Annotated in this window: 10 protein-coding genes and 1 tRNA gene; 7 read left to right on the forward strand and 4 right to left on the reverse strand. The window is 62.8% G+C overall.

The window, feature by feature from the left end; translation table 11 throughout:
• Positions 1-156: 156 nt before the first annotated feature.
• Positions 157-3,111, reverse strand: coding sequence for an alpha-(1->3)-arabinofuranosyltransferase family protein (locus BJP05_RS01085; protein WP_070361797.1), 2,955 nt, complete (start codon positions 3,109-3,111; stop codon positions 157-159).
• On the reverse strand, positions 3,098-3,274 hold the full coding sequence (locus BJP05_RS10870) for a DUF2613 family protein (protein WP_071565697.1): 177 nt from the start codon (positions 3,272-3,274) through the stop codon (positions 3,098-3,100). The genes BJP05_RS01085 and BJP05_RS10870 overlap by 14 nt, the downstream gene beginning before the upstream one ends.
• Between BJP05_RS10870 and BJP05_RS01090 the strand changes: the two genes are divergently transcribed.
• The 7 genes from BJP05_RS01090 to BJP05_RS01120 all read left to right on the forward strand — a co-directional run bounded on the left by BJP05_RS01090 (position 3,275) and on the right by BJP05_RS01120 (position 13,161).
• Positions 3,275-4,462, forward strand: coding sequence for a glycoside hydrolase family 3 N-terminal domain-containing protein (locus BJP05_RS01090; RefSeq protein ID WP_070361798.1), 1,188 nt, complete (start codon positions 3,275-3,277; stop codon positions 4,460-4,462).
• A 25-nt stretch (positions 4,463-4,487) separates the two neighbouring features.
• Positions 4,488-6,134: a VanW family protein gene (locus BJP05_RS01095; protein WP_240492778.1), complete on the forward strand. Its 1,647-nt coding sequence runs from the start codon at positions 4,488-4,490 to the stop codon at positions 6,132-6,134.
• Positions 6,135-6,930: 796 nt separating this feature from the next.
• The gene (locus BJP05_RS01100; RefSeq protein ID WP_070361799.1) at positions 6,931-8,718 is read left to right on the forward strand and encodes an ABC transporter ATP-binding protein; all 1,788 of its coding nucleotides are present in this window, start codon (positions 6,931-6,933) and stop codon (positions 8,716-8,718) included.
• Entirely contained in the window at positions 8,715-10,463 is a 1,749-nt protein-coding gene (locus BJP05_RS01105; protein ID WP_070361800.1) for an ABC transporter ATP-binding protein, read from the forward strand. Before BJP05_RS01100 ends, BJP05_RS01105 begins: the two co-directional genes overlap by 4 nt.
• A gap of 34 nt (positions 10,464-10,497) precedes the next feature.
• Positions 10,498-11,094, forward strand: coding sequence for an MptD family putative ECF transporter S component (locus BJP05_RS01110; protein ID WP_070361801.1), 597 nt, complete (start codon positions 10,498-10,500; stop codon positions 11,092-11,094).
• A complete protein-coding gene (locus tag BJP05_RS01115; protein ID WP_070361802.1) occupies positions 11,087-11,773 on the forward strand; it encodes an energy-coupling factor transporter transmembrane protein EcfT in 687 nt (228 codons plus the stop codon). The genes BJP05_RS01110 and BJP05_RS01115 overlap by 8 nt, the downstream gene beginning before the upstream one ends.
• Positions 11,770-13,161, forward strand: coding sequence for an ABC transporter ATP-binding protein (locus BJP05_RS01120; RefSeq protein WP_070361803.1), 1,392 nt, complete (start codon positions 11,770-11,772; stop codon positions 13,159-13,161). Before BJP05_RS01115 ends, BJP05_RS01120 begins: the two co-directional genes overlap by 4 nt.
• A gap of 149 nt (positions 13,162-13,310) precedes the next feature.
• Here BJP05_RS01120 and BJP05_RS01125 read toward each other — a convergent pair.
• Both BJP05_RS01125 and BJP05_RS01130 read right to left on the reverse strand, forming a co-directional pair.
• Positions 13,311-13,384: transfer RNA gene (locus BJP05_RS01125), tRNA-Gly, on the reverse strand.
• A gap of 57 nt (positions 13,385-13,441) precedes the next feature.
• Positions 13,442-14,338, reverse strand: a complete 897-nt coding sequence (locus tag BJP05_RS01130; protein ID WP_070361804.1) for an alpha/beta fold hydrolase — start codon at positions 14,336-14,338, stop codon at positions 13,442-13,444.
• Between the last annotated feature and the right edge of the window lie 29 nt (positions 14,339-14,367).

Raw genomic sequence — 14,367 nt, forward strand, 5'->3', positions numbered from 1 at the left:
CGGAATCTGGTGCGAAGAAGCAGCGGTCGTGGGAACTTTCTTCGTAGACAGACGACGCGACCTGGGGAAACGTCACGTCGGTCGACCGGAACCGGCTGAAAACCCAAAATTCCCGAGCGCGGGAACTTTTTCAGCAGGCGGCCGGGCAACCAAAATCTAGTCCGGCCAGGCGAGGCAGGCCACCGCGACGCACCCGGCCACGAGCATGAGGGCGGCGTCGCCGGCGTACCCGGCGGAAGGCCAGGGCGCGCGTGCCAGCCACAGTCCCATCACGGTGATGGCGCCGGCGGCAATGTAGCGTCTGGCCAGGAGGGTAAAGCGGCGCACCGCCCAGACTCCGATGGCGCTGACGATCCCGAGTACCGGGTTGATGCACAGCGCGGCTGCCAGCGGCAACGCTGCCACCATCCTGCCGGGGATGGGGCGGGCCGGAGTGCCAACAAACCGGCGTCGACACGCGAACCACAGCAACACCAGCGCGGTGACCAGGCTGAGCGCCGCCCCGCCGAATAGGCTGAGGCGGTAGGGGCGCTCGCCTGCGAAGGAGAACGTGAGGGTGCCACCGTGGCCTGCGGGGATGCGGAAGGCGAGCTGGCCGGCGTCGATGCGTTGGGCGGTGAGGGGTTCGCCGTCGAGGCTGGCTTGGAGCCCTGGGTTGAACGCGCGGGTGGTGATGAGCAGGCGGTCCTGGTCGGCGGGCACAACTGCGCCACCAATAACCGGCTCCCAAGAAACAGCAGGCGCAGGCCCGCGCCGCAGCGTGATCGTTTCGGCGTCCGTGACCAATTCGTGGCGCCCGGCGGGAAGGAAGACGGTGTTGGTGGCGGAGGAGCCGTCGATAAGGGCGGGGGAGGAGAGGTGCCATTCGGCGTCTTCGGCGGTGGTGAAGGCGCGCTGCAGTGTGGTGGTTTCGGGCATGAGGCGTTGGAAGAAGTAGGTGTCGGCTGTGCCGGGGACGTCGACGATGCGGTGGATGCCGGCGTCGATTTCGGTGATGCCGACGGGTTCGGTGAGCGTGAGGGTGGTTTCGCCGCGTACGCTGATGGTGCGGGGTTGGTCGGCGACGAGGCTGAGCGTGCGCTCGCCGGAAGCGTCCGTGACCTGCACTTTTGTGTTGGCGGTGGCGGTGATGGTGGCGGTGTCGGCGTTGGGGGTGAAGCGTAGCCACGGGTGGGGGTCTTGGGCGGCGGGCCACCAGGCGGTGTCGTCGAGGCCGTCGAATGCGGCGGTCAGTGACCGGGAGGCGCGGGCGCCGCCGAAGGCGGTGGCGTCGGCGGCGGAGGAAGAAGCTGAAGCGCTGCCTGCCATGGCTACGCCGACGGGTGTGCCCGCAGACGGGTAGTCTGGCACCCGGTTGCGCACGTCTTTGCCCTCCGAAGCGGTGGCCAGGTGCGCGGACTGCGCGCGCTGCACGGCGCCGTAGTTGCGCACCGCCAGCGCCGGGGTATCGGTCACGATGTCCGCATCGCCGCTGGTCAGGGTGGCGGGGAAGTAGCCGAACTCGCGCCACAACAGGGGCAGGGCCTCGCCGCCGGCGTCGACGCGGACGGGGGTGGCGCTGGTCAGCATCATGTCGCGCGTGGGCTCCAGCGCATAGATATCGACGTCCCCGAAGCGCACGGTCGGCTCGCCAAGATTAGGCACGCTTGTCGACGCCACCGCCTCCTCCAAATCGTGCCGGACCACGACGACGCCCACCCCGATGGCGCGCAGCGCCTCCGAGTCCACGGCGCGCACCTGGCCGTCGAGGCCCCGGATCGCCTCCGGGTCGACGAGGGGGATGGCGTCGCGCACGGCGAAGCGCGCCTGGCTGAGTGCCTGGATTGGTTCGTCGCGCGTCCAGCCCCAGGTCTGGCGGGCGAAGGGCGCGGCGGGGACGACGAGCGTGCGGGTGGCGGCGGCGTGTTCGTCGAGCCAGCGGGCCGCCGCGACCCAATCTGCGGATGGTTCCTGCCAGGTGCCCTGCGGCAACAGGCGTAGCGACCACGCCGGGGACACCGCGACCGCCACCAGCGTGACGGCGCCGACCAGCTGTGGGGTGCGCGCCCGGGACACCACCCACCCGGCCCCCAATACCAGCGGGAGGCGGACCAGTGGGTCGAACTTGTGCAGGTTGCGGAAGGCGGCGAGGGGGGCGTCGAAAAGTGAGGGGTGGGCGTGCGCGAAACACAGCATGCCGACGCCCACCGCGAAGACCGCGACGAGCGGGCCGCGGGCGGGCATGTCGCGCCGGGCCAGCCCCGCGATGCCGAGCGCCGCAACACCAGCCGTGATCAGCACGAACACCGGCTCGGTGACCAGAAGGTGCCCGGCGGCGCGCTCGGCGTCGACGAAGGGGGTCCAGCTGGTGGTGCCGCGCAGGACCTCGATCGGGTTGAGCCACGCGGTGGTCACTGAGGCGGACTCAATAAAGTCGGTGAACGGCGGGGAGTAGCGGCCGAGCACCACGAGCGGGCCGAGCCACCACGCGTTGACCAGTACCGCCTCCACCGGCCACAGTGCGGCGGCCCGCCACTGGCGCTGCGCGCACAGCACGAGCAGGGCGGGTAGGCAGGCTGCGATGGTGGCCGTCGCGTTGACCGCGCCCATGCACGCCACCGGCAGCAGCGCAGCGGCGAGCCGCGGCCCCCGGCGCTGCTCCCCGAGCAGCGGCAGCAGCGTCCACGGCACCAATGCCACAGGCCACGCCTCCGAAGAGATGGCGGTCAGCGTGGTCAGGATGCGCGGGCTGAACGCGTAGAGCGCCCCGGCCACCGCCGGGCCCGCCACCCCGCGCATCCCCAGCCGTCTGGCCAGCGCGTACGTCCCGGAGAACGCCAACCCGACCAGTAGCGTCCACCAGCAGCGCTGCAGCACCCAGGCGGGCAGCGGCAGCAGGAAGAACGCGCCCTGGGGGAAAAGGTAGCCGTACGCCTGGTTCTGCAGCTGCCCGAGCGTGAAGCGGTCCGTGTAGGCGTGCATGGCCTGCGCGAGGAACCCGGCCGGGTTGGTGGTGAGGTCGAACTTGGTGTCTGCGGCGATCTGCCCGGGCGCCTGCGCCCACACAATCAGCGCGATGATGACCCACGCGACCAGGTGGGGAATACAGCTGCGGAGTCTAGCGCGCGCCATATTCCGGGCCGCCAAGCACGGCCTCGTCTGCCGGGACGGCGTTGGACACCGGCACGGAATTCTGCCCGGAGAACGCCGCTACCCCAATCACGCCCACCACGCCGAGCACAACACCGACGACGGCGCTAGCCACAACGGAAGGCAAGGTAGTACGGTTTGACATGTGCAAAAGCGTACCAGACGTGTATGGGGGTCCGCCGCGGCGACGGCGGGGCTCGTCGTCGTGCTCGCCGGGTGCGCGCCCGAGCCAGCCCCACAACCCGTGACGACGCCCGCTCCGCTCCACGAACACATCCCACTCCTGCCCACCGACACGGTGCCGATCACCGAGATCGTCCCCAAAACGCCCGCTCAGCAGCGCGTTCCGGAGGACCTGCGGGCGCGCGTCGCATCGCTGATGGTCGTCGGAGTGAAGAACTACGACCAGGCCCGCGCGGCCCTGGACCAGGGTGTTGGCGGGCTTATCATCCCCAGCTGGGCCGACCCCAAACTTCTCGACGACCCCGGCCGCGACATCAATGCGCTGCGCGAGCAGTACCCGCGCGGGTTCACCGTCGCCATCGACTTTGAGGGCGGCCGCGTCCAGCGCCACACCGACGTCCTCGGTGATTTTCCCGCGCCGGGCCGCCTCGCCGCCGGGACACCCGCGGTGGTCCAGGGCACCGGCTACGACATCGGCCGCTCACTTCGCGCCCACGGCATCAACGTGGACTACGCCCCCGTCGTCGACATCGACGCCGCCGACCTGCCCATCATCGGGGACCGCGCCTTCCACCGCGACCCCACCGAAGTTGCCCGCATCGCCGCCCTCTTCTCCCAAGGTCTTATCGACGCCGGCGTCACCCCCACCTTCAAACACTTCCCAGGGCACGGCCGCGCCTCCGGCGACACCCACAAGAAGCTCGCCACCACGCCACCCATCGGGGACCTGCACGCTTTCGACTTGGCCCCCTACGGCGAGCTCCTGCAGCGCTTCCCGCGCGCCAGCGTCATGGTCGGCCACATGATCGTGCCCGGCCTCGGCGCCGAGGGCGTGCCCAGCAGCCTCAACCCGGAGGCCTACCGCATCCTGCGCGAAGGCGACTACCCCGGCGGCGTCCCCTTCGAGGGCGTGGCCGTCACCGACGACCTCTCCGGCATGCGCGGCATCCTCGAATACGCCCCCACGCCCGAGGCGGTCCGCCTCGCCATCAGCGCAGGTGCCGACCAAGCCCTCTGGTCCTCCGGCCACGACATCGCAGGCATCATCGATGGCGTCGTAGCGGGCGTCGAAAAGGGAGAAATCCCCGAATCCCGCATCAACGAGGCCGCCACCCGCGTCCAACAACAACTCATTGACGTTGGGTTATAGCCCAAACTCTATTACCCTGGGGCGGGTGAATAGGGCAACAAAGATCTTCATCGGCTTCTCCGTGGGCGTGCTCGCGGTGCTGCTGGCCATCTACCTCGCCGACCTGGCGCTCAACCGCGGCCACGTGCCGCGCGGCACCACCGTCGGCGGCGTCGCCATCGGTGGACTTACCCCGCAGGAGGCAGAAGCCGAGCTCAAAGCCCAACTTGGCGACGCCCCCTCACACCCCATCACCGTCACCTCCGGGCCAGAGCGCGCCGAGGTGGTGCCGCAGCGCGCCGGGCTCGGCATCGACTACTCGGCGACGGTGGAGGCGGCCGGGCTGCAGTCCGCAAGCCCGATTGAGCGCCTCAGCGGCCTGATCCGCGAGCACGAAGTGGCCGTCGTCCCCAGCGTCGACGACGCGAAACTCGCCCCAGAAATCACCCGCCTGCAGAAAGAACTGCACCGCGACCCCGTCAACGCCGCCATCACCCTCGAGGGTGGCACCGCCCGCGAACGCACTCCCGAAGACGGCCAAGACGCCCCCGCCGATGCACTGCGCACCCAGCTGACCACCCACTGGCTCAACCCCGACGGCGTCACCGTTGAGCCAAAACCAATAGCGCCGCGCATCGGCGCATCTGCCCTGAAAGAAGCGATGGACGGCCCGGTCCACCGCGCCCTCTCCGGGCCACTCACCGTCAACGGCCGCGAAGACGTCACAGCAGTGATCCCCAAGGAACGCATCGGCGAAATCCTCCACTTCGATGAGGGGCTGAAACCCGTCGTCGACTACAAAGCAGCCGGCGCCATCCTCGGCGAACAGCTCGCCGAGTCCGAGGTAGAGGCCAAGAACGCCCGCGTGCTTACCAGCGGCGGCATCGAGCCCTCCGTCGACGGCATCAACGTCGACTGGGACGCCACCTTCAAACGTTTCGACGACCGCCTCCTCCACAACGCCGACCGCACCTGGGACGCCACCTACAAAGACGTCCCCGCCAACTTCACCACCGCCGACGCCGAACAAGCAACCTTCAACGACACCGTCGGCTCCTTCACCACCGGCGGCTTTTCCGGCGCCTCCGGGGAAAACATCCGCATCGTGGCCAACACCGTCAACGGCGCCATCGTCAACCCGGGCGAAACGTTCTCCCTCAACGGCTACACCGGCCCCCGCGGCACCGCCCAGGGCTACGTCGAATCCGGCATCATCATCAACGGCCGCGGCGGCACCGCCGTCGGCGGCGGCATCTCCCAGTTCGCCACCACCCTCTACAACGCCGCCTACTTCGCCGGCATGACCGACGTCGCCTCCACCCCACACTCCTACTACATCTCCCGCTACCCAGCCGGGCGCGAAGCCACCGTCTACGAAGGCGCCATCGACCTCGCCTTCCGCAACGACAGCAACCACCCCGTCAAAATTGTCACCAACTACGGCGGCGGCAACATCACCGTCAGCCTCTTGGGCGTGAAAACCGTCAACGTGCAGTCCATCAACGGCGGGCGCTGGGCCTACACCCAGCCCCAGCCACGCACCGTCACCGGCCCCGACTGCGCCCCGTCCGGCGGCGCCCCCGGCTTCACCACCTCCGACACCCGCGTGATCACCGACCTCGCCGGCAACGAACTCAGCCGCGAAACCACCACCACGGTCTACGACCCGCAGCCCATCGTCCGCTGCGGGTAGGGTCTCTGTTCTTGGCTTCTTCCCTTTCGCTTCAGTGACAAAAGACGCACCTCTTGACGTCTAGCCCTTTTACGGTCTGCGGTTATGGCGACCAAATTTTTCCGGGTTGCGTCTTTTGCCACTCGCGTCTCCGCCCACCTCAAAAACGGCAAACGTAAACACCCCTGCAAAAGGGGTGTTAGTGGAGGCTTAGACGTCGAAAATGATAAAAGCCGCATGAGCCACTAAACCCCTGTTGAGCTGGGATTTAGCTGTTTTTGAGACTGCTCGCTACTTCGCTGGAGGTTCGGCGATCCGGCAGTCATCGCTGTAACGCCCACTGGGGGTGGCGTCCGTTTGAAGCCAAGGGGATCTGCGGGTGGGCTTGCGTTAGCGGGTATCTGGTTAGGGGGTGTCATCGCTTTCAGCTAGTGGTTGGAGGGCACGGAGTGTTTCAATACCGGCTTGATTGAGCGTTTCGAGAATTAACTCTGTGAGTGTTTCGTACTCTTGAGCAGTAGATGGACTTGCTTCAGGTTCGTGTTGGACAGTCCTGAAGTGCTTGATCGGTGCGAACCCATTTCGCGGGCGCAGCAAACTTCCAGCCCAAGAGCCTTCGTTCTTACAGATGTAGAGTGGAGCGCACTCATTGACCATGCCATTGTAGACGAGGATACGATCCGGTTGGTATTCCGCACCGGTGAACAGGTAAGCATGGCCTTGAAAGGGTGATGCTCGTATCGGTTGATGTGCACGGTTAGGTACACCTCCCAGAAAGCGAGTAAGGTTAGACTAACCTAATAAGGATGGTGTTTACGTGAACGATAGTGTAACGGATCAGGTTGTTGACGGTGAGTATGGGTCCGCGAAGGAAAAATCTGTCGCTGGCCAGAACGCGATCCGTCAGCTATCGCAGCCGGTGAAAGGCAAACTGTTTATCGCGCAGGTTTTGGCTTTTCTCTCAGGCGTGTTGGCTATTGCCCCGTATGTGGCTCTGGTGGAGCTTGGCAGAGAACTTATGCAAGACCAGGTGGACCCGGCGCGGGTGAACTGGATCGTCATGCTCCTCGTCAGCGCATACATGGCCCGGTTGACCTTATATTTTGTTGCATTGGGCGTGACGCATTTTATTGACCTGTCGTTGCGTAATCAGATGCGTCGGCAAATTGCCGCCCGAATGTCGACTGCTCCGCTGTCGTGGTTTACCCGCGAGGGTGAGGGGAAGATCCGCAAGACCATTCAGGATGATACGGCCACGGTGCATACAGTGATCGCGCACGGGCCGATTGAGAAACTGAACGCGATCGTATCCCCGCTCGCCTTGTTGGTGTATGCGTTTGTGGTGGATTGGCGGCTCGCTCTGCTGTCGATTGCGACGATTCCGATTTATGTGGGCATGTATGGCATGTCGATGCGTGGGATGAATGAGAAGACCGCACAAATGGACACCAAGCTCGCTCAGGTTTCGGCAACGATGGCCGAGTTCGTTGCCGGTATCTCAGTGGTGAAAGCATTCGGCAAGGTCGGCCAAGCACATAAAGCCTATTTAGATGCGGCTAACGAGTTTTCTAAGTTCTACCGGGCGTGGTGTATGCCGCTGGTGTCGATGTCGGTCGCCTCATTTTCGTGGGTGTCGATCCCGGTGTTGTTGATCGTGAACCTTGGCGGTGGCGCGTTGATGATGAACGCCGGTTGGGTGAGCATCTACGAGGTGATAACGACGACGTTGATCGCCTTGGTGCTGCCGGGAGCGTTGATGGCAGTCGCAACCATCGCCTGGTCGTACCAGCTCGCAGGGTCTGCGGCAGTGAGGCTGGTGAACGTCATGGAGCTACCAGCGTTGAGTCAGCCCGATGCGCCACAGACACCACACGGTCATGATATCGAGATTCGGGGTGTGTCGTATGCCTATGACGACACCCAGGCATTAGACGAGGTGAGCCTGAGCATTCCGGCAGGCACGGTGACCGCGCTGGTTGGCCCGTCGGGTGCGGGGAAGTCGACGTTGGCGAGTTTAATTGCCCGCTTTGATGACCCGGACGCTGGCACGATCACTATCGGCGGGGTTGATCTAAAGAGCATTTCCCAGGATTTGTTGTATTCGACGGTCGCGTTCGTCTTGCAAGATGCACAGCTTATTCGCGACACCATCCACAACAACATTGCCCTGGGCGCGCCAGACGCAACCTTGGATCAGGTGCGACAGGCGGCGAGAGCCGCGCAGATCGACGAGTTCATCATGAGCCTGCCAGATGGTTACGACACCGTGTTGGGGGAGGACACCCACGTTTCGGGCGGGCAGGCAGCCCGTATCGCGATCGCCCGGGCGCTCATGGTTGATGCCCCAGTGTTGGTGCTGGACGAGGCGACGGCGATGGCGGACCCGGAATCGGAATCGAAAATTCAACAAGCTCTCTCGACTCTTGCCAAAGGCAGAACCGTGATTGTGATCGCCCACCGGTTGGCGTCGATCAGGGGCGCGGATCAGATTGTCGTCATGGAACGCGGGCGCATTGCTGTGGTCGGTAAACACGACGAGCTGTTGGGTAATGCGCACTATCAGGCACTTCTTGCCCAAGGTGCATGTGAGGAGATGACACGATGAATCAACTATTGCTGCCACGCTTTAAGCGTTTGATGGAACCCGCCTCGTGGCGTGACCTCTCGGTCGGTCAAGCGTGGGGTGCGGTCTCAGGACTGTGTCACGGCTTTGCCCTGCTGATTCTGCTTCCCGCAGCAAGTGCCCTAGCGACCGGAATGCCGGTGTGGGGGTTATCGTTTTGGGGCTGGCTCATCGCCTTGGCGGTGATCTCGGTAGCGGGTGTAGGCACCGAGTTTTATGGCATGCGCACCGGCTATATTGGCGCGCTCGGGTTCATTCACGACGTCCACCACGCAATAGGTAACAAAGTAGCCCGCCTACCGTTGGGAGTGTTCGATTCGGGTAGCTCTGGCCGACTGTCGCGCATGGTCACCCAGGAAATGATGAACTTGGGCGAGTCGGCGGCGCACTTCATTTTCTCCCTCGTCCAAAAACTCTCAGCCGTGCTGGTGATCACTGTGGGAACCTGGTTCTGGGATTGGCGGCTGGGACTGACCTTGACGATCGCGTTCCCGATCATGCTCGCATTCCTCCATATCTCCCGCGTGCTTCTTGATAAAGGTAAGCAGGTTTCCGAACCAGCTGAGTCAGAATTGGCGGCTCGCATGGTCGAATTCGCCACCTGCCAAGGCGCGCTGCGCTCCTGCCATGTCGCCGACGACTACCCGGCCCTTGATCGGGCATTCAAACAGGCTGACCGCAAAAGCCGCAAAGCATTGTGGATCGAAACATTAGCGAACCTGATTAATGGAATGTTCGTCCAAGCCCTTGTCGTGATAATGATCTGGCTGACCGCCCAACTCGCCCTCGGCGGGCAAATGAATGCGCTGAACGCCGTGGTCACAATCGGCATGTGCCTGCGGTTCACCACCATGCTCCAAGACATCGGTGGCTGCATGACCGGGCTGGAAGAACGCCGCCAGCAGATGAACCACGTCGACAAGGTCATGGATGCCCCCGAACTGTCCGAACCCGATGCCTCTACACCAGCGAGGGCACCTGGTGATGTTCGTTTCGAGGACGTCACCTTCAGCTACGATCCGGACACCCCGGTGCTGCACGATATGTCCTTCCATGTCCCGCAAGGCGGCATGTGTGCCCTGGTTGGTCCATCTGGGTGCGGGAAGACGACGATCGCCCGGATGGTTGCACGTTTCTGGGATGTGCAGTCCGGCAGCGTGCGCGTTGGCGGAGTGGACGTGCGCGAGCAGACCACCGAAGATTTGATGCGCCAGATATCTCTGGTCTTCCAAGACGTCTACTTATTCAACGACACTCTCGAAGCCAACATTCGCCTTGGCAATCCCGAAGCTACTGATGAAGAAATCAGGTGGGCCGCTGAGCTGTCGGGCGTGACGGAAATTGTCAACCGCCTCCCAGACGGCTGGAATTCATTGGCGGGTGCTGGCGGGCGTGCACTGTCAGGTGGGGAACGCCAACGAGTGTCCATCGCTCGCGCCTTGGTGAAGAAAGCCCCGATCGTGCTGTTCGATGAGGCCACCAGCGCGTTGGACGCGGAAAATGAAGCCAACATTGTTGCGGCGATGAACGAGCTGCGTAAGCACTCCACACTAATTGTCATCGCCCACAAACTTGAAACCATTCGCCAAGCTGACCAAATCATTGTGCTCTCCCACGATGGGCGTATCGCCCAGCGCGGGTGCCACGACGAGCTGGTCAACCAGCCGGGTCAATACCGCGATTTCTGGCAAGAACGCATCAACGCAGCTGGATGGCAACTCGTCTAAACACAGCACGTATAAGCACATGAAAGGAAAAACTATGTCTACGCCTACATCCTCGCGCCTCAACACGCGCGACTTCATCAACATTGGCGTCTTCACCGCCTTGATGTTCGTCATCGTGTTTGCATTCGGAATGCTCGGGTTCATCCCCGCCGCCATGTATGCCGGCTTCTTGCTTTCTATTCTCGTTAACGGCATCGTCTTTGCGCTGTTCACAGCACGCACTCCGAAGATGGGGGCATTGACAATCATGCTGATTATCATCGAAATCCTCTTCTTCGTGACCGGCCACTGGGTAGGGGGAATCGCGGTGGCCGCTGTATTCGGCCTGCTCGCCGACCTAGTCATTACCAAGGGGCCGAAGAGCGTGAAGGTTCGCGTTCCGCTGGCATACGCACTGTTTATTCTGCCGATCTATGTTTCCCCGTGGATGCCGCTATTTATGGACCAAGACGCATATATGTCGCAGATCGCCGAACAAATGGGCGCCGAGTATGCCGCGAAGATGGCGCAGGTTGTCACGATTCCGATTCTGTTGGGCTTCTTCGTTGTGATGCTCATCGTGGGCTGGCTTGCTGGTCTGTTGGGAACCAGGGTGGCGCGTAAGCACTTTGAACGGGCCGGTCTTGTCTAAACTTCCCGACCCGCGCACGATTATCGTAGCGCTCGTCATCGTCTCCACCACGATCTACAGTGCCTACTCGCCGTGGTTCGTGTGTGCTCTGGGCGGATTCGCCGCCGTGATGCTGGCGAGCGCTGCGATCAACCCCAACACGCTCGTGCGCCCGAGCTGGGTGGCCGTCTACCTGGCCACGTTTGCGGTCCTCGGCGGGCTCGTCTTCGTGATACCACTGGTGTGGAAGTCAACGGTCAGCGCGTTCCTCATGCTGTTTTTGCAGTGGATGTGGCGATTCAGTGTCAGCGCAGGCATGGGCGCATACGCGATCGGTGTAATCCGACCCGCCACCTTGCAAAAAGCACTCGTCAGCTCACGGATCCCGACCTGTTTCACGATCCCAATCTCGGTTGCCTTACGGGTGCTGCCCGTGATCGGCCACGAGGTTAAAGCGATCTCAGATGCGATGAAACTACGCGGCATGTCTGCGTTTTCCCTGCGCGCGGCCCAGTACTTCACAATCCCGCTGCTATCGACCGTGGTACGCAGCGGGGACGAACTGGCATCTGCTGCCCTCGTGCGAGGACTGGGCGGAACCGCAAAGCCCACCTCAGTCACGGTCGTGAAATTCCGTGTGATCGACGCAGTCATTCTGCTCGTCGTTATCGGCTTCGCGATATGGAGAATCGTCCTATGACAATAACCCAAGCCACCGGCGTCACCTTCACCTATCGAGGAGCAGACCACCCCTCAATCACTGACGCAACCATCACCATCACACCTGGAACCGTCACCTTGCTGTGTGGCGCATCGGGATCGGGGAAAACCACCGCGCTACGGCTGTTTAACGGGCTCATCCCGCACTTTCACGACGGCGACCTTACCGGAAGCGTCACAGTCGACGACATTGACGTGGCACGAGTAGATCTATCAGAGCTTGCCCACCACTGTTCGACAGTGTTTCAAAACCCACGCACCCAGTTCTACACCACTCACGTGCGCCAAGAACTCGCCTTCGGCCCAGAAAATCTCGGCCGCGCCCCGCAGGAGATCTGTGCCCGCATTGACGAGGTTGCAGCCGAGTTAGGTATCGCCGACCTGTTGGAATCCCGCGTCACACAGCTGTCGGGCGGGCAGATGCAACGCGTGGCCTGCGCCGTCGCCATGTGCAACAACACGTCGCTGATCGTCTTTGACGAGCCGACCGCGAACCTATCAGCTGATCTTATCGGCCAACTCGCCACACTCATCGCCAGGCTCAAAGCTGATGGACACACGATCATCATTGCTGAACACCGGCTAAGTTTTCTTTCCGGGATCGCTGACCGTGTCTACTGCTTCGACAAAGGCAAGATCGCCCTCACCGCAACCGGCGAAGAGTTCTACGCTACCTCGGATGAGGAGCGCAAACAGCTTGGACTGCGATCCCTAGTGACTGTGTCTATGCCACAACTTCCGGAACCGGCAGGGGAGGGGCTCACGATCGACAACCTCACCTTCGCCTACCGGCAGGGGAAAACGGTTCTCAACGTCGACCATGCGCTCTTTCCGGCAGGGAAAATCACAGCGCTCCTCGGCCCGTGCGGTTCAGGGAAATCAACCCTGGCACGCATTGTTTGCGGACTAGAAAAAGCCAAACACGCATCCATCATACTCAATGGACAAAAATTCCCCAGCCGTGACGCCTACCTTGTGATGCAAGACCCTACCCGACAGTTGTTCTCAGATACCGTCATCGACGAAGTCACGCTCGGCACGACCAAAGCCGAAAAGCAACACATCGATGCCCACGCGATCCTTGAAGAACTCGACCTTGCCGACCACGAGGCTGACCATCCCCAAGCACTCTCTGGCGGGCAGCGCCAACGCCTGGTTATTGCTACAGCGCTTGCTGCGAACAAGAAAGTTTACATCTTCGACGAACCCACGTCCGGTGTTGGCTACAAGCACCTTGTCGCGATTTCCCGAGTAATGCGTAAACTCGCTGACACTGGTGCCGTCGTCATTGTCATCACCCACGACGCTGAACTCGTTACCGAGGTCGCCGACCATAGCGTCCGCCTTGACCAGATCAACGCCTGCTAACGCAAACGCTCGCTCAGCCGAAAGAGAGGAAAGCGCTTCCGCAGGTCAGAGCTAATGCGCTATACACTCGCTAACGCAAGCGATTTTCTTGACCCCCTTGGGGCGTACGCGCTAACGCAAACGCCTACTTATCATTTTCGACGTCATAGTGGAGCCGGCGACGGGAATCGAACCCGCACTCTCAGCTTGGGAAGCTGATGTTCTACCACTAAACTACGCCGGCAGCGCATGTAATGCAGCAGTGGGTAATTTTAGCACCGCGCTGCTAATTCGCCAAACGCTAGCGGGCTGCGTCGGACCCGTCGGGGAGTGCGCTGAGTGAGCAGGCGCGCTGGTTGGGGGTGCGGTCGTCGGCGGTGCGCTCGAGGCCCCACCGGGTGAGGGCCGCGACGGTGAGGTCGGACTGCATGTTGGGGTGCAGGACTCGGCCGGAGTTCGGGCAGGATGCTTCGATGTTGATGTTGACGACGTCCGCTCCGTCGACAGCTTGCAGGATTGAGGTGCTGTTTGGGGTGGCGGTGACGTCGGATGGTGAATAGAGCGAGGTGTACACGATTCCGGCTTGGGTGTCGGGGAGTGCGTTGAGGGCCTGGATCTCGGGGGAGTCGTTGAGCTGTTGGAGTGCGCCTGGTCCGACGAGGAACGCCGCGAGGCGTGGGAGTGCGCGGGCGATGGGGGAGAGGAATCGGCCGGCGCCGTTGAGGTCGGTGCCGTGGAAGGTGGCGCCAACGGTGACTGCGCGCCGGACGTTGTCGCCACCGCCGAGCTCGGCGATGTACTTCTTCACCAGCAGGCCGCCTTGGGAGTGTGCGACGAGGTCGACCTGGTCGGCACCGGTTGCTTCCTTGACACGTTCGACGTTGCGCGCGAGTTCGCGCGCGGAGCTGTTGATGTCGGCGTTGCCGTAGGAACCGGGGAAGAGAGAGGGCAGTCCGCTGCCACGGCCGTAGTTGAAGCCCCATACGCAGTAGCCTGCGGCTTTGAGGGCGACGGCGTTTTGGGCCCACTTTTCGGTGTTTGCGGAGGTGCCGTGTACATAGAGCACGGGTGTTGTTTTGTCGGCGGCGGGGACGCAAGAGGCGTCGTTAAATATGTCGCTGGTGTTCGCTGTGGCGATTGGGGCGCCACTGACCGCGAGAGCGGCGGTCAGGAGAATGGTCGAGAGGATTCGGTGCATGCGTTTACTTTAGCCCCGCGTGAAAGCAG

The sequence above is a fragment of the Corynebacterium sp. NML98-0116 genome, from assembly GCF_001767255.1.
Classification (GTDB): Bacteria; Actinomycetota; Actinomycetes; order Mycobacteriales; family Mycobacteriaceae; genus Corynebacterium; species Corynebacterium pseudogenitalium.

Excerpts from the sequence above, each read along its gene's own strand:
- BJP05_RS01085 (WP_070361797.1), bottom strand. The coding sequence starts at position 3,111 with ATGGCGCGCGCTAGACTCCGCAGCTGTATTCCCCACCTGGTCGCGTGG.
- BJP05_RS10870 (WP_071565697.1), bottom strand. The coding sequence starts at position 3,274 with ATGTCAAACCGTACTACCTTGCCTTCCGTTGTGGCTAGCGCCGTCGTC.
- BJP05_RS01105 (WP_070361800.1), top strand. The coding sequence starts at position 8,715 with ATGAATCAACTATTGCTGCCACGCTTTAAGCGTTTGATGGAACCCGCC.
- BJP05_RS01110 (WP_070361801.1), top strand. The coding sequence starts at position 10,498 with ATGTCTACGCCTACATCCTCGCGCCTCAACACGCGCGACTTCATCAAC.
- BJP05_RS01120 (WP_070361803.1), top strand. The coding sequence starts at position 11,770 with ATGACAATAACCCAAGCCACCGGCGTCACCTTCACCTATCGAGGAGCA.
- BJP05_RS01130 (WP_070361804.1), bottom strand. The coding sequence starts at position 14,338 with ATGCACCGAATCCTCTCGACCATTCTCCTGACCGCCGCTCTCGCGGTC.